This window comes from Streptomyces sp. cmx-4-9 (assembly GCF_046548835.1).
Lineage (GTDB): Bacteria > Actinomycetota > Actinomycetes > Streptomycetales > Streptomycetaceae > Streptomyces.
Genome location: NZ_JAEBEE010000002.1, coordinates 990,335 through 1,012,251, shown reverse-complemented (window position 1 = coordinate 1,012,251; position 21,917 = coordinate 990,335). Strand labels below are relative to the sequence as shown.

The window sequence follows — 21,917 nt, the reverse complement described above, 5'->3', positions numbered from 1 at the left end:
CCGGACCGCTCCGCGCGTGCACAGCCCGCCTGGGCCCCACGGGGGCGGTCGGCAGGAAGACCCCCACCGCGGATCGACGCAGGGGGAACCGGAACCGTCGGGAGGCGTGACCGGACGGCGTGCCGCAGTGTTTCCCCGGTACCGCAGCGAATGCCCCCGCACCCTGCCGTATCACCACCCGGCCCGGCGCCGGCGGTGAGGGCGATATCTCGAACATCCGTGCCTCGAAATGCGCGTGCCGTCTTCCGCCGATTCCCTGGACCTCCGCTTTCACGGCGCCGGAGGAATACCGCGGATCTTGCAGGGAAGGAACTGCGGGTGCCTGATGGTGAGTAGCATCCCCCAGCAACACCACGAGGTATGAGGAGAGTGAGCCGCAATGGCCAACGAGCCGGACAGCACGCCCATCCACAAGCAGTACGCGGAGCGGTTCTCCGCCGATCTCGAGATCAACCGCAAGGAACAGGAAGACGTCTCCCGGCAGATCACGGAACTCCAGGCCCGCTTGCAGCAATTGAAGGCGGATGAGAACTGGCTCTCCGGTGTGCAGGACAGCCTGCCCGCGGGCGCCCCGGCAACTCCCGCAACTCGCACCGGAAAAACAGCGAGCGGAACCGTTCCGCAGCCGCGGCAGGCGAAGAAGGCCGCCGGCGCGACCCGGGCGCGGAAGGTGACCCAGGGCAAGAAGGCCGCGGGCACGGCCACTTCCGGTACGCCGGCCAAGGCCGCCGCACGCAAGCCGGCTGCCCGCACGTCCACGGCTCCCCGGCCCGCCGCCGCAGCGGCGCAGAAGACCACCGCGGTGAAGAAGAGTGCCGAGGTGAAGAAGAGCGCCGAGGTGAAGAAGACCGGCCAGGCGGAACCCCCGCTGCGCGAACTCGTCCTTGCCCTCCTCGTCAGCGCCGCGGAACCCCGCCTGGTCAGCGAGGTCGGCGCAGAACTGGCCCGGTCGCACCCCGGGCGCACCGCCTCCACCCAGGTCGTCCGCAACGCCCTGGAGGCACTGGCCAAGAAGAAGCTCATCGACAAGGAGCACAAGCAGGGTTCGGTCATGTACTCCGCGCCCCGGCCCGCCCCGGGCGAGGCGGCCCCCGCAGCCGCGGCGGAAGCGGCCACGGCCGAGGCCACGGCGGACGACAAGGCGCCCGTCGGGGCCTGAACGGCGCGGGGACACAGCCGCCTCCTGCGAGCCGCGGCCCCGGGAGGAAGGCGACGGCGTCCGTGCCGGGGGACACGGGCGCCGCAGTCCTGCGCGCACGCTGCGTGCACCTGGCGCGGACGAGGCGACGGGGCCGGGTCAGCGCGGTTCGTGGACGGCCGTCCGGCAGGCGCCGTTCGCGGCGCCACCCGGCACACCGGCCGCGGTCAGCCCGCTCACGCACCCCTGCAGATCACTGACGACTCCCCGCTTGCAGGCCGCCGTGACATCCGCGGTGACGGGTACGCCCGCCTGCTCCACCATGGCCGTGCAGGCGGGGATGTCCGCGTGGGCCGCGGGCCCGACGAGCGCAGTCCCGCCCAGCAGCAGAGAGAGCCCGGTCAGTACACCGACGGCGCGGGTCGCGGTATGCATGGGAACCCCGCCTCCTATTCGGGTGCCACCCGGCAGGCGGTCACGGCGGTGCCGTCGGTCACTCCGCCGCCTTCGGTCAGGCCGGTCACACACTTCGCGTGGTCGCCGGTCAGTCCGACATAGCACGCCATGCGGACCGAGTCGGGGGCCTCTCCGCCCTGCAGCTCCCGCTCCACCTGGTTGATACAGGCCGTGACGTCCGCGTGGGCGGCGGGGGCGGTGAAGGCGACGCCGCCGAGGGCCAGGGTCAGGCCGGTCAGGACACCTGCGATACGGGTCGTCGTGCGCATGGGACGCACCTGCTCTCCGGGGTAGCCGCGCGGTCCGGGACTCGCATGTGCGGGGGCCGCGTGGGATCGGCGCCGAGCGCCCCCAGCCGGCGTACGGCCGCCGGGCCCGGGCCCCGCACCGGACTCGCTCGGCAGGGCTCCCTCCCTCTTTCGACGCTAGATCAGCTCCCTGCGCCGCGCACCCGCTGAGCCCGGCCGGCGTCGGCCCGGCCCGCTCGAACGGGCGGCAGTCGGCGCCTGATCGGGCAGAAAAGAGGCCTCCACCGGGTGAGCGCAGGCGGGCGGGGGTAGCCACCCCGCATGATCACTGTTGGGGTCGAGGAGGAATACCTGCTGGTCGACCCGGAGACGCTGCTTCCGACGCCGCTCGTCCAGGAGGTGCGGGCCACTGCCCGGCTGACACCGATCGCGGACGAACGCGAGGTCCAGGACGAACTGCTGCAGGCACAGATCGAGGTCGCCACCCCGGTCTGCACGGCCCTGGAGGAGGTGGGCGGCCACCTGCTGCGGCTGCGCCACGCCGTCGCCTCGGCCGCCGAGGCGAACGGCTGCCGCATCGCGATCTCCGCCACTGCACCGGTCCGCGGCCTTGCGCCCGTGCCCGTCACCAGCACCGCGCGGTATCTGAAGATGCGCGGGGAGGCCCGGCTGCTGGTCGACGAGCAGCTGATCTGCGGGATGCACGTCCACGTGGGGATCCCGGACCGGGAGACCGGGGTGGCCGTCCTGAACCGGCTGCGGGTCTGGCTACCGACGCTGCTGGCCATGTCCGCCAACGGTCCCCTGTGGGACGGGCGGGACACCGGGTTCGCGAGCTGGCGCACGATCATCTTCGGCCGTTGGCCGGTCAGCGGCCCGCCGCCGTACTTCTCGGGGCTCGCGGACTACGAGGACCGCGCCGACGCCCTGGTGCGCTCGGAGGTGGTCCCCGATCGGGGGCAGCTCTACTGGCAGGCCCGGCTGTCGGACCGGTACCCCACCGTCGAGGTGCGCTGTTGCGACGTCCAGCTGGAGGCGGACGACGCCGTGATGCTCGCCGGTCTCATCCGCGGGCTCGCCGCCACCGCGTTGGCCGAGGAGAAAGCGGGCGCCGCGCCGGCACGGTGCCGGCCGGAGCTCCTGCAGGCCGCGATGTGGCATGCGGCCCGGCACGGCATGGGGAGCACCCTGGTGGACCCCACGGGCCGGATGCGGGCCAGCACGGACGTGCTGGACCTGCTGATGCGGCACATCGCGCCGGCCCTCGAGGACAGCGGCGACCTCCGCGAGGTGCGCGCCCTCGTCCGGCGGCTGCTGCGCCAGGGCACTGCGGCGGACCGCCAGCGGGGCGCCCTGGCCGGGGGCGGGGTCCCCGCGGTCGCGGCCCTGGTCATGTCGGGCGCCACCAGTGCCTGAGCGGTACGCCGGGGGTACGGCTGGGGCCGGGGCGGCGTGCCGGGCGCCGCCCGGCGGCGCGCAGGATTCCCGCCCCCGGTGCGATGCTGGAACGAGTGGAGGCCGGAGTCGGAACGGCCGGCCCGGCCCCGTCGGCAAAGGAGGATGACGTGTCTGGTCTTCTTCGGGGCATAGCCCGCACCGCGGTGGTCGCCGGTACGGCGACCTCGGTGTCCAACCGCGTCTCACGGCGCCAGGCGGGCCGGTGGGCCCAGCAGGACAACCAGCAGCCCGCCCAGCAGTACGCCGCTCCCGCGGCCCCGCCGCCCTCCGCAGCATCCCAGCCGATCGCGGACGACATGAGCACGCGCATCGACCAGCTCAAGGAACTCGGCACGCTGAAGGAGCAGGGGCTGCTGACCGAAGCGGAGTTCGCGGAGCAGAAGGGGCGCCTGCTCGCCCCCTGACCGTTCCGCGTCCCGGCGCGGCAGTGGGGCCGGCCTGCGGGCCGGCCCCACTGCTGTCACCGCTGCTGCTGCGACGCAGCGGGCCGGCCCCACTGCTGTCACCGCTGCTGCTGCGACGCTGCTGCTGTCACGGCTGCGGCGGCCGGCCCTCCGCGGCGTCCTCCGCGTCGAGGGAGGCCAGGATGGCCTGGACCGGGATGCGGCCGCTCGCCACCATCTGCGCTCCACTGCGGCGCAGGGCCCGGGCGAAGGGGGCCGCCCAGCGGTTCTCGTACACCAGGACCGCGGCCGCGTTGCCCGGCTGGAGGGCCTTCGCGGCTTCCTGGAGGTCGTCCTCGTCGAGCATGTCCGAGGAGACGCCGTCGAAGACGGACCAATCGGAGGAGTCGTCGTCGAGGGCCGTGAGTTCGAGGGCGGTGATGCTGCCGTCGGCGTCCTTCCGTACGAAGCGCAGGTCGAGGAGGCGGACGATGCCCTTCTCCACCAGCTCGACCAGGAGGGGAAACGCCTCGCCCGTCATGCGGTTCCCGGGGAATTCGACGACCACGTAGTCGACCGGGCCCATGTCTTCGATCGCCTCGCTCATGAGCGCTCCTTGGGTGGGGTGGCTGTCCGGTGGTGGGGTTTCCCGGAGGGTCAGGCCGGCTCGGGGGTGAAGGGGTACAACTCGTCCGCGCCGGTCTGCACGACGCCGTAGCTGCTCTCCGGCACCGCGTTCCAGGCGCCCGGGAGGTCGCCGAGGGGTTCGGAGACGATGAGGCGGGTCTCCTCCGAGATGTCCCGCAGGAACGCCACGTCGGGGTGCAGTCGGCGCAGGGCGTCGACGCGGCTGCTGTAGAACAGCGACCGGGACTCGTGGGCGCTGGAGTAGCGGAAGGCCCACAGGCGTTCGCCGTCGGTGACGGCCAGGGTCATCTGGAGGGGGTACTCGATGCCGTGGTCGCGGCCGGCCCGCTCCACCACCCCCGCCATCCGGGCCACGGCGGCCGGCGGGTCCTTGTCCAGGCCGAAGGTGAGCGCCAGGTAGAACATCACCTCGGAGTCCGTCGTGCCGCCGATCTCGGGGTACAGGACGGGGTCGACGAGCAGGGTGAGGTCCCGGCGCATCACGTGGAAGCCGGAAATGGCGCCGTTGTGCATGAACATCCAGCGCCCGTGCCGGAAGGGGTGGCAGTTGGACTGCTGCACGGCCGTGCCGGTCGATGCCCGGATGTGGGCGAAGAACAGCGAGGAGCGGACGTGGTCCGCCATCTCCCGCAGGTTGCGGTTGTTCCAGGCGGGGCCGACGTCTCTGAGGAGGGCGGGAGTCTCGTTGTCCTCCGCGTACCAGCCGATGCCGAACCCGTCGCCGTTCGTCGTCTCCACCCCGAGCTTCGAATGCAGACTCTGGTCGATGAGCGAGTGGGCCGGTTTGTAGAGAATCGTGTCGAGCAGCATGGGCGTACCCGAATACGCGAGCCAGCGGCACATGCGCGATCACCTGGTCCTTGCAGCAGCGCGGGGGCACTGCGCCTGCGGTCCCCGCTCCCCCGGTACGACAGCCCGGCGGGTTCGTCCGCCGGTTCGCCTTCGCCCCCGTCCGGCCATCTCATTCTCGGCTCCCTCCTCCGGGAGCGCCACGTGAACCGGGAGCGGGCGGCGGGGGCGTGCTAGCCGCCGGGGGTGAAGGTCACCGGCAGGTTCTGCGGGCCGCGCAGACCGCCCAGGCGCCAGGCGAGCTCGTCCGGGGCCACGGCGAGGGCGAGTCCGGGGAGCCGGCGCAGGACGGTGCCGATGGCGATCTGCCCCTCCAGCCGGGCCAGCGGCGCGCCCAGGCAGTAGTGGATGCCGTGCCCTAAGGCGAGGTGGGCGTTGTCCTGCCGGGTGATGTCCAGGCGGTCCGGGTGGGGGAAGCGTGCCGGGTCGCGGTCGGCGATGGCCGAGGCGATGAGCACGGTCGCGCCGCGCGGGACGGCCACGCCGGCGATCTCCAGGTCCTCGCGGGCGAACCGGGCGATGCCGGGGCTGACGGGGCCGTCGTAGCGCAGGAATTCCTCGATCGCGCCCGGCAGCCGGTCGGGGGCGGAGCGCAGCAGGTCGAGCTGGTCGGGGTGGGTGAGCAGTAGGGCGATGCCTCCGCCGATCAGATTGACCGTCGTGAGGTAGCCGGCGGCCAGCAGCAGGAACACCGTGGCGATGAGCTCGTCCTCGGTCAGCTCCTGCTCGTTGTCCCGGGCGCTGATCAGGCCGCTCAGCAGGTCGTCGCCCGGGTGGTCCCGCTTGGCCCGGAGGAGTCCGGCGACATAGCCGCGCATGTGCTGCCAGGCCTCGTTGACCACGGCGGCGTCCGGGGGTTCCGCGCCGCGCAGGACGAGGCGGTCGGTCCAGCGCTGGAAGTCGTACCGGTCGTCCACGGGCACCCCGAGCAGTTCGCTGATCACCGTCACGGGGAGGGGCAGGGCGAGGTCGGCGACGAGGTCGGCGCGGCCGGCCGGCACGACCGCGTCGAGCAGCCGGTCGGTGACCTCCTGGACCCGGGCCCGCAGGCCGGCCACCCGGCGGGCGGTGAACGCCTTGGAGACCAGGCGGCGCAGGCGGGTGTGGTCGGGCGGGTCGCTGCGGAGCATGTTGCTGAGCAGTGCGTCCTGCTCCGCCGCGGGCAGCTGCCGCAGGAGCCGGGTGTCCGAGGCGTCACGGACGTCACTGCTGAGGCGGGCGTCGGACAGGGCCGCGAGGCCGTCTTCGTAGCGGGTGACGAGCCAGGCTTCGAGACCGCCGGCGATGACGGCTCGGTGTACGGGGGCCTTCTCGCGCAGGTGCCGGTACAGGGGGAAGGGGTCGGCGACGAAGGCCGGGTCGGCGTAGGGCAGGAGGACCGGCCGCTCGCTCATGACGCCTCCAGGATGGATGGGGTTCGCGCGGAGGGGAGGAATGGGGGTGTATGGACCAGTCTCTCCTGGATGCCGAGGTGCCGGGATGCGGAACGCAGGGGTCCGGGGTGCGGACGGCTGGGACGTGGGGCCGATGCCCGACCCGGAGTGTGCTTGGAGTGCCGGTCCTTCCGACCGGCTGCGCGGTGTCGGCGCGGCCGGGCGGCGGCCTGCCCGCCGCCCGCACGGCGCTCCCGGGGTGCCGGACCGGCGGGGCTCCCTCAGGCTGGACGCATGACGGACCGGACAGAGATCGTCATCCATCCCGTCTCGCCGAAGGGCGGGCGGAAGGTCACCGTGCACGCCTTGGGCGTGGACGCGGACCTCGGCCGCGCCCATTCGCCCGCCGACGTGTCGGAATTCCTGCGACGGGCCGGGCTGGAGGACGTGGACCTCTCCGAGGACGGTCCGATCCGGTGGGAGGGCGGCGGTCCCGAGGTCTGGGCCGCCGGCGCCTGAGGCCGGGCGCGCGACGGCCCTCCCGCGGGGAGGCCGGGAGGGCCGCCGGGCCCCGAGGGACCGGTGGCGCCACCGTAGACCCGGCGGCGGGGGTGGCGGTAGGCATATGACAGAGGTACCGCGTCAGACCACCCCGGCCGTTCCCATGGAGCCCCGTTCCGAGCGGCGGGTACGCCTGCGGTCAGGGGCGCAACCCGCGACCACCCCCAGAGACAAAGCGCTCGCTACCGCGCGCACCCCAGAGGTGCCCGTCGGGCACTCCGGCGTGCGCGCATCACTCAGCGGCCTGCCCTTGTGCCGCGTTCGGGAGTGCGGACGCCAACACCCGGCCCGTGGTCGGCTCCTCATCGAAGCCCCGGCGGGGCCTCGCCACGCTGTCGGCACGGCACTATTCGGTCAGCCTGGATGGACGTTCGGTGAACCGCGCCCGGCCGGCAGCAGGTCAACGCCCTGGTTGAAGACGGGACTTCGAGCGTGACGGTCCGTTGGCACGTGATTGCGGAGGGCATCGCCCACCCCCTGAGCTGCCCGAACGACCATTCGGTCGCCGATTATCGAACAGGATGTCTGTAAATCGGTGTTCGATGTGCGCACGCCCTTCACTCCCGACAGACTCGGTGACGTCCAGTCGGCATAACGCAGCCAACTGCTGCATCTGACCTTCGATTTGAAAGAGAGTGACTGTCGTGCGTCACCGCATCGCTGTTGTCTCCGCCACCGCCCTTCTGACCCTCGCCGGCGCCACCGGCATGGCGGAGGCTCAGCCCGCGAGCCTGTACGCCCCGTCCGCCGTGGTGCTCACCGTCGCCCAGGGCGAGGACGCGGCCACCGTCGTACGGGCGTCCACCGTCAGCTGCGCACCGACCGCCCAGGGGACCCACCCCGACCCGAAGGCCGCCTGCGCGGCCCTCGCCGCCACCGCCGGCACCCTCGACACCCTCCTCGCCGCCCCGGACGCGAACCGCGCCTGCCCGATGCACTACGACCCCGTCACCGTCACCGCGGACGGCGTGTGGAAGGGCAGCCGCATCTCCTGGAAGCACACCTTCTCCAACACGTGCACCATGTCCGCCACGCTCAACGGGAACGCCGTCTTCGCGTTCTGACAGGTACGCCGGGCCTCTCCCTGACACCGCTGCCCCCGCCCCTCCCCGGGCGGGGGCAGCGGCATGTCGCGGCCGCCCGGACGGCGGCGCCGGCGCCGGCGTCGGTGCCGGCGTCGGCATCGGCATCGGCGCCTGGAACGTCCCGGCTCGTCCCGGATGAGACGGACGTCACCTCGCGGCCGGGTCACCTCCTCCGCAAGAGCGAATAAAAGGGACAACTCGCCAATAAGCCACCTCGGCATCACTTTGCTCGCATATGCCCCTTGAGGGTGTGTCAGTCGCAATTCAGCGAGGCATAATCACGCCCGGTCGTCTCCGGAAGCAGTGGAGCCTCGGGACACCGTCTCCCCCTCCACGGAACTCCGCACCGGACCAATCCCCTAGGCGTTGTCGATGTACCTGGCTGCCAGCCGCACCCGCCTCGCGGCCCTCGTCACCGCGCTCACCGTCGGCGCCGCCGGAGTGGCCGCCTGGACCGTCGGGTCCGGGAACGGGAACGCACAGGAGGCGGCAGCCTCCGATGCGGCCCTCCGCCCGAGTGTGACCAGCGGCACGGTGCTCCAGGTCGTGGCCCATCCCGACGACGACCTCTTCTTCATGAACCCCGACCTGAGCCGCTCCATATCGACGGGCGTCAGGGTCGCCACCGTCTACCTCACCGCCGGCGAGTCCGACGGCCGCAACGAGGCCCACAGCCCCCACCTCGAAGACCCTGCCGGTCCTGCCGACCACGCCGCCTACGCGGAGGCCCGGCAGAACGGCATACGGGCCGCGTACGCGCAGATGGCCACCGGCGACCGCGCCAGTGCCTGGCGCAGGGAGTCCGTCCCCACCGTCGGCGGGGGCAGCGCCGAGGTGGACGTGCTGCTCGCGCGGCCCGAGGTCAACCTGGTGTGGATGCAGTTGCGCGAGGCGCGCAGCATCTCCGGGGACAACCCGGACAGCCTCCGTGGGCTGTGGGACGGCCGGGTCCCCGCCCTGGGCGCCCAGCTGGCCTCCGCGACGCCGGTCGGACCGTCGTTCTCGTACACGAGGCAGCAGGCGGTCGAGGCCATCGCGGGCGTCTTCGCCCGGTACCGGCCCACCACGATACGGATGCAGGACCCGACGCCCGGGCGGGCGCAGGGCGGCGGGGGCGCCTTCCTCGACCACCAGGACCACATGTACGGGGCCCGATTCGTGCAGGCCGCGGCCGAGCGCTATGCCCGCTCCACGGACCGGCCGCACTTCTCGGTCCAGAACTACGTGAGCTACCCCAACAGCTCCCTGCCTCCGACCCTCGACCCGCAGGCGGCCGCGGAGAAGCTCGGCTACCTCAAGACCTACGCCTGGGCGGACCACCAGGACTGGTGCGGCAGCCCGGCCGGCTGCGGCGACCGCAAGACCGCGACCCGGCCCACCGGCGCAGGGTGGAACCAGACCATCCGCTACAACCGGGGCGAGGGCACCTCCTGGATGGCGGAGGGAGCCGCCGGACGGCTGTGGGCCTTCGCCGTGCTGGACGGCCGGATGGCGTACTGGTCGCGCAGCGGCCCCAAGGCCCCCTGGCAGGGGCCTCGTTTCCTGTCCGGGGCCGGGATCGACGCCGGCGCGTCGGTGGCGCGGCTCCCCGACGGCAGGATCGCTGTCTTCGGCACGCGCACCACCCTGGGCGCCACCGCCGGGGAGTACGGACGCGACCTCGTGTACGCCGTCCAGGCCGCGCCCGACGGCAGTTTCGGCCCGTGGCAGTCGCTGGGCACGCCTGACTCCGGCGATGCGTCCGGCACTTCGGCGCTCAGTGCGCCGGCCGTCTCCGTGGACCCCGCCGGCCGGATGACCGTGTTCGTCCGCGATTCGGCGCGCTCCCTGCGCACCCGCGCCCAGACCGCCCCGGGCGGGCCCTTCGGCCCGTGGACGGGGCTCGGCGGCGCAGGCCTGCAGGGCGACCCGGTCACCGCGACCGATGCAGCGGGGCGCCGCCACGTGTACGCGGCCACCGCGCAGAGCGTGCTGGCCTGGATCCAGCCGGCCCCGGGCGCCCCGTTCGGCAACCCCCTCCCGACCGGGCTGCCCGCCACCACCGGCCCGCTGTCGGCGCGTGCGGAGGGCGACGGCGTCCGGCTGTACTTCCGTCGCCCCGGCACGGGCACGGTCGGCACGAGCCTGGCCACGGCGGACCGGTCCGCGCCCTCGCTCTCCCCGGTCACCGAGGCGGGCGGCGAGGGTGGCTACGGAGCCGTCGGGGTGGCGGGCGGTGTGCTGGCGGGCCGCGCCGGCGCGGGTACCGTCGGTGTGTCGGGCCCCGGCACCGCACCGGCCTGGTACGAGTCCCAGCTGCTCTACACGGGGGCGCCGGCGGCTGTGGCCGAGCCCGACGGCACGGCCGTCGCCGCGGCGCTCGGCCTGGACGCGGGGCTGCACGTCATGACGGCTCCCCCGGCCGGTTCGGAGCCCCCCGGCAGCCTCCCGCCCGGCTCCCCGTGGCACCGGGCCGTGCCGCCCGCGGCAGTCGCGCAGGCCGGACGGGCGGCCTCCGGGCGCTGACGGCTGCGCTCGCCCGTCCGGGGGAGCGTGCACCGTCGCCCGTGCCCCGAGGTCTCAGGGGGCCGGCGGGGTCGGGGGCGGGGCGCCGTCGAGCGCCGCCAGGGACAGGAGCACGATCGAGCCCGTCCAGGCGAGGGGGGCGATCGAGGCGGGGCCTCCCTGCGCGTTCACCTTCTCCGGCAGTTCGCCGAGCGCGTTCCTCTTGGCCAGGACCCAGTCCAGGACCGGTGCGGCCTTCGCCGGCTTCCCCATGACCGCCCAGGCGAGCGCGAAGAACGCCGTGCTGGGCGTCCAGGCGTATCCGCCCCAGGGCGCCGCGGGATCGTTCCCGGGAGTCAGTCCGCCGCTCGGGAGGAGCAGCGTCCGGTAGGTCGCGTCCAGGGCTCCGGCCAGGCCGTCGGGGGCCGTGTTGAAGGGGGGCGCCATGAAGGCGACGGCGCTGTCGTGGCCGTGGCGCCCGTCGACGGTGCGCTGGTAGCCCAGGGGGAAGAACTTCGCGGAGATCGCGGCGGACAGCCTGCGTGCGGCCCGCGTCCAGCGCGCCGCGTCCTCGGGCCGGCCCGCCTCCCGGGCGAGGTCGGCGGCCGCGGTGAGTCCGGCGAGCAGCGGGGCGGCCGTGCCGATGTTCGCCGTGTGCGTCATCAGCTCCCAGTAGTCGGGGGAGGCCGGCGGCAGCCCGTCCGTGCGCAGGGAGCCCGCCGCGTGGTCGGCCGCCTTGCGGACCATCGGATAGAGCACGGCCAGCCGGACGTGGCGGCCGGGCCGGGGGGCCGTCCGGTACCACTGCCAGGTGGCCCAGGGGACCCAGCCGTTGGCGTCGAGCTGCCACTGCCTGCCGTCGGGCGGGCCGGAACCGTCGAGCTTGGTCCGGGCCTCCCAGGATCCGTCCGTGCGCTGGGTCGCGGCGCTGTAGCGCAGGATGCGGTAGGCCTCGGCGTCGTGGCCGGTGTGGGCGAAGGCGGCGGAGGCGAAGCTGGAGTCGCGCGGCCAGGAGAACTGCCAGCCGGGGCTCCAGCCCGCTGCGACGGCGCCGTTCGGCCGCAGCAGGGCGCGCAGGGACAGCAGGGCCCGCTCGGCCGCGGCCCGCTGTGCGGCGGACCGGCCCGGGACCCGGCCGGAGGCCAGCCAGGCGCGGCTCTGCTCGATCTGGCGGCGGGCCGGCGGATGTCCGGCGGCGACCACGGCGGACACCGGGTGGCCGTCGGGCAGGTACCTCCAGCGGCCGGAGGCCAGGCGCAGGACGCTGCTGCCCTCGACGTACCGTGCACCGCCGGCGACGGAGGCCGGTACGCCTTCGACATCGGTCGTGTTGGCGAGGAGGCCGACGGTGGGGGCGACCGGCATGGCCAGCGGAACGTAGCGCAGCCGGGGATGGGGACGGGCCGGCTGACCCGCGGCGCAGACGGGCACGGCGACGCTCGCCAGGGCCGCCGTGACCAGGGCCCAGCGGCCGAGCGGGACTCGGGGCATCGCCACTCCCTCCTCGACGGCCTGCGCAGACGCGGACCCCGAGTCCCCATCCTGGGAGCGGCGCGCCGAAGCTGCCAGGGAGCGCCCGCCGCCCGGGTGACCCGGGTCGGTGGCCGGTCCCGGCGGTCCCGGGGCCGGATGCCCGGCCTGGCCCACCCCGGATGCCGGTGCCCGCGGGGCGTGCACATCATGGGGGTGCGCGGGCCCGTTCCGTCACCGCGGCATCGGGCGCATCGGCCGCCCCGGGACCGGGTCGCGCCGCGAAGGGGTGGTGGATGAGCACGGCAGCGATCGAGGGCGACGAGGTCCGCACCCCTCCCGCGCTGGAGGGCCGCAGGAGCGGGCGCCGGTCCGCGCTGCGCGGGCTGGTTCCGCTGGCCGGGGCGACGCTCGTCGCGGCGGCCGGGGCGCTGGTTGCGGTGGGCTGCTTCCTCGGGCTGTACCTGCGGCCCACGTCAGACGACTGGTGCGCGGCGTGGAAGGCTCGTGACCTGGGGGTCCTCGGCATCACGTCCGATTTCTACCTGACGCAGAACGGCCGGGTCGCCAATGCCTTCCTGAGCGGTGTCGTCTACGGCGACGGACTGGTCGGGGCCAAGGTCCTCCCGACGGTCATCGCCGTCTCCTTCACCGTCGGACTGGTGCTGCTGGGGCGCCACTTCGTCGTGTTCCTGGGCGGCCGTCCCCGTCTGCTGGTCCTGACCGCCTGCGCCCTGGTCGTGCAGGCGCTGCTCTACTTCGCGGGCACCCGCAGCTACCAGGTGCTGCTGTGGGCTCCCGCCACCATCTCGCACACGGTGCCGAGCGTCATCGGGTTGTGGGCGTTCCTGCTGGCCGTCCGCACGGTCCGCGACCCCCGGCCCGGCACGCGTCGGGCGGGCTTCGCCGCGGCGTTCCTGACCGGTGTGGCGCTCGGCACCTTGAGCGAGCCGTTCGCACTGGTCAGTGGTCTGCTGGCCGCCGGGGTCGGGCTGTTGTGTCTGCCGCGCTTCGGTCTGGCCCCACATTGGCGTCCGTTCACCTGGTGCCTGATGTGGTGTGCCGGTCTGCTCTGCGGGCTGGCGGTGCTCTACTCCTCCCCGGGCGCCCGGTGGCGCCGGGCCCAGCAGCCGGACAAGGAGTCCCTGCTGTCCGTCGGCGAGCTCAGGGGCACCTACCAGGGCTGGCTGCACATGTGGGATGCCGTCACCGGCCAGTGGGCCTACCTCGGGGCGGCCGCCGTCGGCGTCCTGCTGGGCTTGGCCTGCGGGCTGCGCGGGCGGCCCGCGGCCGGCCGCCGGGAGCAGCGCCGGGCCGTCCCGCGCCGGGTGCTGGTGGCCGCGCTCCTGCTCCCGGTGCCGGTGGTGGTGCTGGGGTCGTTCGCGGTGGCGTTGGGCCTGCGCAGCGGCTACGGCCCGAGCGGGTGGACGTACGCCCGTACCTGGACGAGTTTCCTCGTGCCGATGGAGCTGGCGCTCTGCGGCTACGGTGCCTTGCTGGGGGCGTGGGGCGGGCGGTGGCTGACGGCCCGCCGGACCTCGGACGGCGTCCTGGTGGCGGGCGCCGCGGCGGCGGGCTGCCTGGCGCTGGCGTCGGTGGCCGTGCTCGTGCCGGACGTCCGACAGCTCACGACGGCCACGGTCGCGCGTTCCGTGGCCTGGGACGCGCAGGATTCCCGCATCCGCGCGGAGGCCGCGCGGGGCGCCACCGACGTCGGCTACCGGCCGATGCACATCGGCGCTCTCGCCGAGCCGTTCTTCACCGGCGCCTACGAACGCGACTGGGTCGCCGCGTGCGTGGCGAAGTGGTACGGAGTCGAGCGGATCCACCGCGGTTGAGCCGCGCTCCCGACCGGTGCGGCCGTCAGCTGTTCAGGTGCTCCCTCCAGTCCTGCGGGACCCGGCCGGCCGGACCCGGCGACGGCTGTCCCTCGGGGCGGCTGGCCGGCGGCGCCAGTGGGGGTCCGGACGCGTACAGCGCGTCGGTGGCGTAGTTCCAGAGCCACTCCTCGCCCGGTTCGAAGCTCTGCACCACGGGGTGCCCGGTGGACTTCCAGTGGGCGGTGGCGTGTTGGCCCGGCGAGGAGTCGCAGCAGCCGATGTGCCCGCACTGGGCACATCGTCGCAGGTGGACCCACCAGCCGCCCGACGCGTCGCACTCGGAGCAGCCGGTGCCGGCGGGCGGGACGCTCGGGTCGATTCCTTCGATGGCGCTCATGCGGGCTCCTCGGCTTCTTCGGCTGGGGTGGCGGTCCCGGGTTCCGGGGCGGTGAGCGGCAGCAGGACCTGGAAGCGGGTGTCGCCCGGTGCGGACTCCACGTGGAGGCTGCCGTGGTGCTTGTTGACGACGATCCGCCAGGAGATGTCCAGGCCGAGGCCGGTGCCCTCGCCGACCGGCTTCGTGGTGAAGAAGGGGTCGAAGATCCGGCTGCGGATGTCGGCCGGGATTCCGGGTCCGGTGTCCCGGAACTCCACCAGCAGCCGCTCGCCCTCCCGGGCCGTGCGGACCGTCAGCGTGCCGTCGCCGCCGACGCTCCCGATGGCGAACACCGCGTTGTCGACGAGGTTGGTCCACACCTGGTTGAGTTCGGCCGGGTACGCGGGCACTCCGGGCAGGGAGCGGTCGTAGTCCTTCACCAACCGGATCCGGGGGCCGATCTTTCCGGACAGCATGAGCAGGGTGCTGTCGAGCAGTTCGTGGACGTCGACGACGCGGTGCGGGGCGCGGTCGAGCTGCGAGTACTGCTTGGCCGCGTCCACGAGGTGGGAGATGCGGGTGGTGGAGTCGTCGATCTCGTCCATCAGCAGCTCGGTCTCGACCGAGTAGTACAGCCAGCCGATCGCCCCCGGCAGGATGTCCTCGTCCACGCTCGCCGCGACCTGGTCCAGCCAGTCGGTGTCCAGGCCCGCCTGGACGAAGACCGGCGCGATCCGCCAGCCCTCCTGGATGCCGTGGTCGTCGAGCCAGTCGGCGAGTTCGTCCTCGCGGTCGGAGGCCTCCAGCGGGCTCAGGGGCGTGGCCTTCGCGACCCGTTCGACGGTCCGTTCCTGGAGGTCGATGAGGTCGGCGATGGCCTCGCGGGAGTACCGGCCCTGTGAGATGACGGCCAGCTTGTGCCGCATCTTGCCCACGCGCTCGCGCAGCGTCGCGGTGGCCCGGACGGCCGCCGCGGCCGGGTTGTTGAGTTCGTGGGTGAGCCCGGCGGACAGCGATCCGAGGGCGAGCAGCCGTTCGCGCTGGCCGATGGCGCGCTGGGTGTTCTTCGAGCCGAAGAACAGCCCCTCCAGCAGGTGCGCCGCCATCGGGAACCATTCCTGCATGACGTCGGCGAACGACTGGGCGGGCAGGACGAAGAACCGCGTGGGCTCGGTCACCCGCATCGAGTTGGTGTACACCTGCGGAACCCGGTCGCCGAGGTAGGCCTGCATCGCCCCCGAGTACACCCCGCGCTGGGAGGTGCGGCTGACCTCCACGTCGTCGCCGCCGACCCGCCGGGACAGCACGACGGTGCCCTCGACCATCACATAGAAGCAGGTGGCCGGGTCGCCTTCGGTGTACACCGGGCCGGTTTCGAACCGCTCCACCCGTCCTTCCCTGCACAGCCGTCCGAGCTGCTCCGGGGACAGCTTCTCGAACAGGAACAGCGAGGCGATCTCGTGCGGGCTGCACGGCAGGACCTGGCCGCTCATGACTGCTCCAGGTACCGGTGGACGAGCATCACGGCCATGGCTCCCTCTCCGACGGCGGACGCGACGCGTTTCGCGGACTGGGCGCGCGCGTCGCCCGCCACGAACACGCCGGGCAGGTTGGTCTCCAGGTGGTAGGGCGGCCGGTCCAGTTCCCATGCGGCCGGCGGTCGCCCGTCCGGTGTGAGGTCCGGTCCGGCGAGGATGAATCCGCGGGGGTCGCGCAGCACCGTGCCGTCCAGCCAGTCGGTCAGCGGGGCCGCTCCGATGAAGACGAACATCCACTGGGCGTCGACGCGTTCGGTCGCACCGCTCTGCACGTCCCGCAGGGTCAGCTGCTCCAGGTGTCCGTCGCCGTGCGCCTCCTCGACGGCGGTCCGGGTCCGCACGGTGATGTTCGGGGACTCCTCGATCTGCTGGATCAGGTAGTGGGACATCGAGGCCGTGAGGGAGTCGCCGCGCACCAGCAGCGTCACCGACTTCGCGCCGCGGGCCAGGTACATCGCGGCCTGCCCGGCGGAGTTGGCGCCGCCGACGATGTACACGTCCTGGTCAAGGCAGGCGGACGCCTCGGTGAGCGAGGAGCCGTAGTACACGCCGCAGCCGGTCAGGTCCGCGCAGCCCGGTGCCTGCAGCTGCCGGTAGGACACCCCCGTCGCGAGGATGACGCTGTGCGCGGCGATCGCGGTGCCGTCCGAGAAGTGGACGATGCGGGCGGCGCCGTTGGCCTCCAGGCCCGTCACTTCGCGTGCGGTGAGGATCTCGGCGCCGAACCGGCCGGCCTGGCGGCGGGCGCGGTCCGTGAGCTGCGCGCCGGACACGCCGTCCGGGAAGCCGAGGTAGTTCTCGATGCGGGAGCTCTGCCCGGCCTGTCCTCCGGTCGCCGACCGTTCGACCAGGACGGTCCGCAGGCCCTCCGAGGCCCCGTAGACCGCGGCGCCGAGTCCGGCGGGGCCGCCGCCGATGACGACGAGGTCGTAGAAGTCGGCGGTCGGCGTCGTCGCGAGTCCCACGTGCGCGGCCAGGTCGGCGGCCTCCGGTTCAACGAGGACGGCGCCTTCCGGGGTGACCACCAGGGGCAGCCGGTGCCCGTCGGCGCCGGCCGCTTCCAGCAGGCGGCGCCCTTCGGGCTCATCGGACGAGTACCAGCGGTAGGGGACCTGGTTGCGGGCCAGGAACTCCCTGACCTGCGAGGAACGCGCCGACCAGCGGTGTCCGACCACCTTGGTCGCGGGAACCGGGCGGTAGTCGCTGGAGCGCCAGGCGGTGAGCAGGTCGTCCACGACCGGGTAGAGCTTCTCCTCCGGCGGGTCCCAGGGCTTGAGCAGGTAGTGGTCGAGGTCGACGACGTTGATCGCGTCGATGGCCGCGTTGGTGTCGGCGTACGCCGTGAGCAGCACCCGCCGCGCGCCCGGGTACACGTGGAGGGCCTGTTCCAGGAACTCGATGCCGTTCATCTGCGGCATGCGGTAGTCGGCCAGGATGACCGCCACGAGGTCCCCGCGGAGCTTCAGCTCGTTCAGCGCGTCCAGTGCCGATGCGCCGGACTCCGCGCGGACGATCCGGTACGTGGCGCCGTACCGGCGCCGCAGGTCGCGGGCGATGGCGCGGGAGACCCCCGGGTCGTCGTCCACGGTCAGGATGACGGTCCGCGCTGCGTCGGCGGCCTGTGCCATGCGTCTCCACCCCGAGTGGTCTGGGCGGGCGGCATCCGGCGTGCCGCCCGCGCCGGTTCCCGCCCATCGTATGTTCGATCGTCCGGGAGCGCTCCGCCGCGCCGCGGGCGGTGCGCTGCGGGTACCCGCCTGGTCGCCGGCGGTCAAGGAGGACCGCGGCCCGGGGGGGCGCCTCCCGCGACGGTTCCCTGACGGCCGCACCACGGGCCGGCAGGACGTCGCGGACGCCCTCGGCTCCCGAGCCGTCCGGGGACACGCGCGAACCAGGGGCGGCGCGGGCATGCGGTGGTTACGATCAACGGGCCGCCGACACAGGGCACATGCCGCATCAGGGGACGGCACGCGCCCGGAGCGGGGGGCTCTCCAGAGGCTCTCCGGGGGCGACGGCACCACCACACCGCACACAGGGGGATCCGTACCGTGAACAGCACACCCGTGAGAAAAGCCGCGAGCGCGGCTGCCGCCGCCGTGGTCCTGGCCGGGATCGTCGGCGCCGTGGGACCGGCCTCGGCCGCGACCGCCTGTACGCCCCAAATCCAGGTGCTGGGCTCCCTGGGCACCTCCGGCTACAACCCGGGCAACCCGCAGACGGAGGGAGTTCTCGCGCTCGGCGCCGGCAGACTCTCCGTCGGCGTCTCCGGCGCACTGCCCGTGTACTGGACCGGCACCGTGCTCCACCGGGTTCCGCTGCCCGCAGCGGGCCTGCGGGGCGAGCTGGTCGCCGTGAACAAGGACGGCCTGATGGTCGGCCGCATCCTCGGACCCGACGGCTACGTGTTCACCTACCGGGCCGGTGCCCCGGCGATCAGCCCGCTGCCGGGCAGCGACTACGCGTACGGCGAGGCCGACGTCAACGATGCCGGGTACGTCGTCTCGCGCAACCGGGCGGGCACCGGCCTCGTCTGGAAGGACGGCGTGACGGTGCGCGAACTGCCGCTGCCCGCCGACGCCGGTCCCGGCACCAGCCTCGACCTGGTCACCGCCGTCAACAACAAGGGGGACGTCCTCGGCATGGCCCGGCAGGACCACGAGGTCCCCGAGACGGGCGCACACCTGGAGGCGACCTATCCCGTGGTCTGGCCCGGGGACGGCGGCCCGGCCAGGTCCCTCGCCCCCAGCACGCAGGAGAGCCACGTCCAGGACCTCGACGAGGGCGGCCGCGTCGTCGGCTACGACTGGTACGGGCCGGGGTACGCGTTCACGCCGTGGACCTGGACTCTCCCGTACACCGGGCCCGGCACCTCGCCCGGCGTGCTCACCACGCATCCGTACGGGACGTTCGAGGCGGTCAGCCCGACCACGGAGGTCGCCGTCGGGACCGCGAAGTTCCACCCGGACGAGCAGGCCGTGCAGGACCAGGCGCAGCTCTGGCCGGGGAGCGGCCCGGTCCTCGCCCTGCCGCGGCTCGCCGCGGGCCGGGCGGGGACGGCCGCGTCGGTCTCCGACGACGGCCGGGTCGGCGGCGCCGCGGTCAACGCGGCGGGCAGGCTGAAGCCGGTGGTCTGGACCTGTGCCACCCGGCAGGCCTACCTGCCGCAGCCGTAGCAGGTTCAGGGCGCCGGCGCGGCTCGGAGGCAGGTCGGCCGCGATTAGACTCGGGTCCACGACCGGTGCGTCACCGACTGCCGGTGCGGTGGTGGGTGCCGCACCGGCCGGGTACGCCGGGGTGGTGGCGGGTTGCAGCAGCCCTGCGCCCCTTCCCGTGCGCCTCTTCGGCGCCGCGCACCCGGGGCCACCGCGCGGGACTTGACGCGGAAGCGGCGGGGCGCGAGCCTGACCCGAAGTTACCCATTGGTAAGAGGCGAGGGGTCGGCAACGGTGGACACAGACCGCGAGGGCGTTCCCGGCGGGGGGCAAGGGCAGGACCGCGCAGCCGGGTTGATGTTCCAGAGCGTCGAGCGGCAGGCCGAGCTGGTGCGCACCGGCAAGGCCAGCTCCCGCGACCTCGTCGAGGCTTCCCTGCAGCGCATCGCCCGCATCGACCCCGGACTCGGCGCCTTCCGCACCGTGCTCGCCGGGCAGGCCCTCGCCGAGGCGGACGCCCGGGACGCGCAGCAGCCCCGCGGCCCCCTCCACGGCGTGCCCGTCGCGGTCAAGGACGAGCTGGACGTGGCCGGGCAGGTGACCACCTTCGGCGGGGCCGCCAACCGCACGCCCGTCGGGACCGATTGCGAGGCCGTACGCCGCCTGCGTGCGGCGGGAGGCGTCATCGTCGGGAAGACGGCGATGCCGGAATTCGGCCAGTGGCCCTTCACCGAGTCCGCCGCCCACGGACCCACCCGCAACCCGTGGGACACCAGTCGCACCCCGGGCGGTTCCAGCGGCGGCAGCGCCGCCGCCGTCGCCGCCGGACTGGTCGGGGCGGCGCTCGGCGGAGACGGCGGCGGGTCCCTGCGCATCCCGGCCGCCTGCTGTGGGCTGTTCGGGCTCAAACCGCAGCGCGGCCGGGTCTCCACCGCACCACACCCCCACCTCTGGTACGCCCTCGGGACCGTGGGCCCACTGACCCGGACCGTGCGGGACAGCGCCCTGCTCTACGACGTCCTGGCCGGGTCCGTCCCCACCGACCGCTGGAGCGCCCGCCCTGCCGCCACCAGCTGGGTGCGGGCTCTGCAGACCCCGCCCGGGCCGCTGCGGATCGGCTACAGCGCCACCCCGGCCGTACCGGGGGTGCGGCCGCATCCGGCGCATGTCGCAGCCCTGTGGGAGACCGTGGGGGCCCTGCGCGAACTCGGCCACGAGGTGCGCGAGGTGGTCCCGCGCTACCCGGACGCGACGGCCTCGTTCGTGGCGCAGTTCTGCGGCGGGGTGCGGGCCGAGGCCGAGGCCGTCGAACGCCCCGACCTGCTGGAGCCGCGCACCCGGCGCCTCCTCGCCCTCACGCGGCGGCTTCCCGCCTCCGCCGTGGAGCGCGGGATCCGGGCCGGGGAACGGCTGGCGGAGCGCGCGGACCGGATGTTCACGACCATGGACCTGCTGCTGACCCCGGTCATCGCCGAACGGCCGCGCCCGGTCGGTGCGTTGGAGGGCGCCGGACTGCTCGCAGCGCTGGTGCGCTCGCGCCCGATGATCGCCTACACCGCCCTGTGGAACGTCACCGGGCACCCGGCCGCCAGCATCCCGGCGGGACACGGTGCGGACGGGCTGCCGCTCGCCGTGCAGCTGGTCGGCCGGCGCGACGACGAGGTCAGCGTGCTGCGGGTGGCAGCCCAACTGGAGGACGTGCGCCCGTGGGGGCAGCGGCGTCCGCCGCTGCCCCCTGCCTGACGCGGCGCACCCCCGGCCGGGGGCGCCGCACGGCGCCGGGCGGGCGGGCGGGCGGGGCCTTCCCGCGGGAACCTCCGGCTACTTCTGCAGGGCCCGGACCGCCTGCTGCTCCACGTCCAGGCAGCGGTCGACCTGTTCCGCGCAGGCGTCGAAGAGGGTGCGCCGCTCGTCGGCGCCCGCCTGCGGGTCGGCGTCCCGGGCGAGCGAGGCGAGCTGCGACCAGTGGCCGGCGGACTCCCGGAACAGTGCGGCGGCCTCCGGGCGGCCGACGGAGTCGAGGAAGTCGGCGTACAGCGGCCGGGTCGCGCCGGGGGCGGTCCACTCCACCTCCAGGCAGGAGTACAGCCGCCGGGTGGCGGCGCGCAGGGCCTCGGGCGAGCTGCCGAAGCGCTGTTCCCAGCCCGTCCTGGTGGCGCCGTCGCGCAATTGGGCCGCGAACTTCTCCATGGCGGTGAAGCCGAAGTTCACGTCGAACTGGTTCCCGAGGACCGCTCCGGTGAAGTGCGTGACGGTGGAGGCGACCGCCCCCGCCACGTCCGGCTCCCCCTCGGCGGGCCCGGTGGGCACGATCAGCTGGTGACGGCCCTTGCGGTGCGCGGTCCAGGCGGCGCCGAACTCCTCGCGGTCGATGCGGTACGGGGTCGGCTCGCCGTCCTCGATCAGCAGGTCGTCGCCGTCGTACCCGGCGATGACCACGGTGTGGGGGTCCGCTCCGGTCATCTCGGCGTCCGGGTCGGCCTCGTGCCAGTGCAGCGCGGACCGGTCGACGACGCAGAACGCGGGCTGCCCCTCGTCGAGCGCGGCGCGGACCCGGCCCCAACGCGGCTTCATGGCACGCGTGGCGTCGTACGGGACCCCGAGGCGGCCGAGCGCGACCTGCACCCAGGGCTCCGGGTGGGCCTGGGCGACGATCGTGGGGATGGGCTGCCGGCCCTCGTACTCGAACACGAAGTACATGAAGCCGATCCCCCCGGCGAGGCCGGCGATCAGCTCCTCGTCGTGGACGCTGCCGAGCGCGTGCCTGATCAGGGAGGCCTCGCGGTGGCGTCCGGTGCCGAAGTCTTCGTACACGAGCACAGTCATGCGGCCACCCTATCCGCGGGGACCGGGCGGCCCGTGCACGGCCAGGGACCGT

General features: G+C 73.9%; 19 protein-coding genes. 9 read left to right on the top strand and 10 right to left on the bottom strand.

Going from position 1 to position 21,917, the window contains the following annotated elements; all coding sequences use genetic code 11:
- The first annotated feature begins 379 nt into the window (after positions 1–379).
- Positions 380–1,159 (top strand): hypothetical protein, encoded by a 780-nt coding sequence (locus ACLJTM_RS10820; protein WP_411103239.1) that lies wholly within the window; start codon positions 380–382, stop codon positions 1,157–1,159.
- 138 nt (positions 1,160–1,297) lie between these two features.
- Here the strand turns inward: ACLJTM_RS10820 and ACLJTM_RS10815 are convergent, their stop codons facing one another.
- A complete protein-coding gene (locus tag ACLJTM_RS10815; RefSeq protein WP_411103238.1) occupies positions 1,298–1,573 on the bottom strand; it encodes a hypothetical protein in 276 nt (91 codons plus the stop codon).
- Positions 1,574–1,587: 14 nt separating this feature from the next.
- Positions 1,588–1,863: a hypothetical protein gene (locus tag ACLJTM_RS10810; protein ID WP_411103237.1), complete on the bottom strand. Its 276-nt coding sequence runs from the start codon at positions 1,861–1,863 to the stop codon at positions 1,588–1,590.
- Between the two features lie 300 nt (positions 1,864–2,163).
- Here ACLJTM_RS10810 and ACLJTM_RS10805 point away from each other — a divergent pair, with 300 nt between their 5' ends.
- Together ACLJTM_RS10805 and ACLJTM_RS10800 are read left to right on the top strand one after the other, a co-directional pair.
- Positions 2,164–3,258 carry a glutamate--cysteine ligase gene (locus tag ACLJTM_RS10805; protein WP_411103236.1) on the top strand — a complete coding sequence of 365 codons (1,095 nt, stop codon included), beginning with the start codon at positions 2,164–2,166 and terminating at the stop codon, positions 3,256–3,258.
- A 149-nt stretch (positions 3,259–3,407) separates the two neighbouring features.
- Positions 3,408–3,704, top strand: coding sequence for an SHOCT domain-containing protein (locus tag ACLJTM_RS10800; RefSeq protein WP_411103235.1), 297 nt, complete (start codon positions 3,408–3,410; stop codon positions 3,702–3,704).
- Positions 3,705–3,831: 127 nt separating this feature from the next.
- Here the strand turns inward: ACLJTM_RS10800 and ACLJTM_RS10795 are convergent, their stop codons facing one another.
- From ACLJTM_RS10795 to ACLJTM_RS10785, 3 genes are all read right to left on the bottom strand, one after another.
- Positions 3,832–4,290 carry a DUF6325 family protein gene (locus tag ACLJTM_RS10795; RefSeq protein WP_411103234.1) on the bottom strand — a complete coding sequence of 153 codons (459 nt, stop codon included), beginning with the start codon at positions 4,288–4,290 and terminating at the stop codon, positions 3,832–3,834.
- A gap of 50 nt (positions 4,291–4,340) precedes the next feature.
- Entirely contained in the window at positions 4,341–5,174 is an 834-nt protein-coding gene (locus tag ACLJTM_RS10790; RefSeq protein ID WP_411103233.1) for a class II glutamine amidotransferase, read from the bottom strand.
- A gap of 179 nt (positions 5,175–5,353) precedes the next feature.
- Positions 5,354–6,574, bottom strand: a complete 1,221-nt coding sequence (locus ACLJTM_RS10785; RefSeq protein WP_411103232.1) for a cytochrome P450 family protein — start codon at positions 6,572–6,574, stop codon at positions 5,354–5,356.
- A gap of 273 nt (positions 6,575–6,847) precedes the next feature.
- Between ACLJTM_RS10785 and ACLJTM_RS10780 the strand changes: the two genes are divergently transcribed.
- From ACLJTM_RS10780 to ACLJTM_RS10770, 3 genes are all read left to right on the top strand, one after another.
- Positions 6,848–7,072 carry a hypothetical protein gene (locus ACLJTM_RS10780; protein ID WP_411103231.1) on the top strand — a complete coding sequence of 75 codons (225 nt, stop codon included), beginning with the start codon at positions 6,848–6,850 and terminating at the stop codon, positions 7,070–7,072.
- Between the two features lie 749 nt (positions 7,073–7,821).
- Positions 7,822–8,178, top strand: a complete 357-nt coding sequence (locus ACLJTM_RS10775) for an SSI family serine proteinase inhibitor (RefSeq protein ID WP_411103304.1) — start codon at positions 7,822–7,824, stop codon at positions 8,176–8,178.
- Positions 8,179–8,571: 393 nt separating this feature from the next.
- Positions 8,572–10,704 (top strand): PIG-L family deacetylase, encoded by a 2,133-nt coding sequence (locus tag ACLJTM_RS10770; RefSeq protein ID WP_411103230.1) that lies wholly within the window; start codon positions 8,572–8,574, stop codon positions 10,702–10,704.
- Between the two features lie 54 nt (positions 10,705–10,758).
- Here the strand turns inward: ACLJTM_RS10770 and ACLJTM_RS10765 are convergent, their stop codons facing one another.
- Positions 10,759–12,174 carry a hypothetical protein gene (locus ACLJTM_RS10765; RefSeq protein WP_411103229.1) on the bottom strand — a complete coding sequence of 472 codons (1,416 nt, stop codon included), beginning with the start codon at positions 12,172–12,174 and terminating at the stop codon, positions 10,759–10,761.
- A gap of 275 nt (positions 12,175–12,449) precedes the next feature.
- Here ACLJTM_RS10765 and ACLJTM_RS10760 point away from each other — a divergent pair, with 275 nt between their 5' ends.
- Positions 12,450–13,991 (top strand): DUF6056 family protein, encoded by a 1,542-nt coding sequence (locus ACLJTM_RS10760; RefSeq protein WP_411103228.1) that lies wholly within the window; start codon positions 12,450–12,452, stop codon positions 13,989–13,991.
- A 25-nt stretch (positions 13,992–14,016) separates the two neighbouring features.
- Here ACLJTM_RS10760 and ACLJTM_RS10755 read toward each other — a convergent pair whose 3' ends face one another.
- Genes ACLJTM_RS10755 through ACLJTM_RS10745 form a run of 3 tightly spaced genes read right to left on the bottom strand, consistent with a single transcriptional unit; the run spans position 14,017 to position 17,515 of the window.
- Entirely contained in the window at positions 14,017–14,370 is a 354-nt protein-coding gene (locus tag ACLJTM_RS10755) for a UBP-type zinc finger domain-containing protein (RefSeq protein WP_411103227.1), read from the bottom strand.
- The gene (locus tag ACLJTM_RS10750; protein ID WP_411103226.1) at positions 14,367–15,842 is read right to left on the bottom strand and encodes an ATP-binding protein; all 1,476 of its coding nucleotides are present in this window, start codon (positions 15,840–15,842) and stop codon (positions 14,367–14,369) included. The genes ACLJTM_RS10755 and ACLJTM_RS10750 overlap by 4 nt, the downstream gene beginning before the upstream one ends.
- The gene (locus tag ACLJTM_RS10745; protein WP_411103225.1) at positions 15,839–17,515 is read right to left on the bottom strand and encodes an FAD-dependent oxidoreductase; all 1,677 of its coding nucleotides are present in this window, start codon (positions 17,513–17,515) and stop codon (positions 15,839–15,841) included. The genes ACLJTM_RS10750 and ACLJTM_RS10745 overlap by 4 nt, the downstream gene beginning before the upstream one ends.
- Positions 17,516–17,935: 420 nt before the next feature.
- Between ACLJTM_RS10745 and ACLJTM_RS10740 the strand changes: the two genes are divergently transcribed.
- Positions 17,936–19,060, top strand: coding sequence for a hypothetical protein (locus tag ACLJTM_RS10740; protein WP_411103224.1), 1,125 nt, complete (start codon positions 17,936–17,938; stop codon positions 19,058–19,060).
- A gap of 273 nt (positions 19,061–19,333) precedes the next feature.
- A complete protein-coding gene (locus ACLJTM_RS10735; RefSeq protein ID WP_411103223.1) occupies positions 19,334–20,782 on the top strand; it encodes an amidase in 1,449 nt (482 codons plus the stop codon).
- Positions 20,783–20,860: 78 nt separating this feature from the next.
- Here the strand turns inward: ACLJTM_RS10735 and ACLJTM_RS10730 are convergent, their stop codons facing one another.
- The gene (locus ACLJTM_RS10730; RefSeq protein ID WP_411103222.1) at positions 20,861–21,865 is read right to left on the bottom strand and encodes a BtrH N-terminal domain-containing protein; all 1,005 of its coding nucleotides are present in this window, start codon (positions 21,863–21,865) and stop codon (positions 20,861–20,863) included.
- Positions 21,866–21,917: the final 52 nt, after the last annotated feature.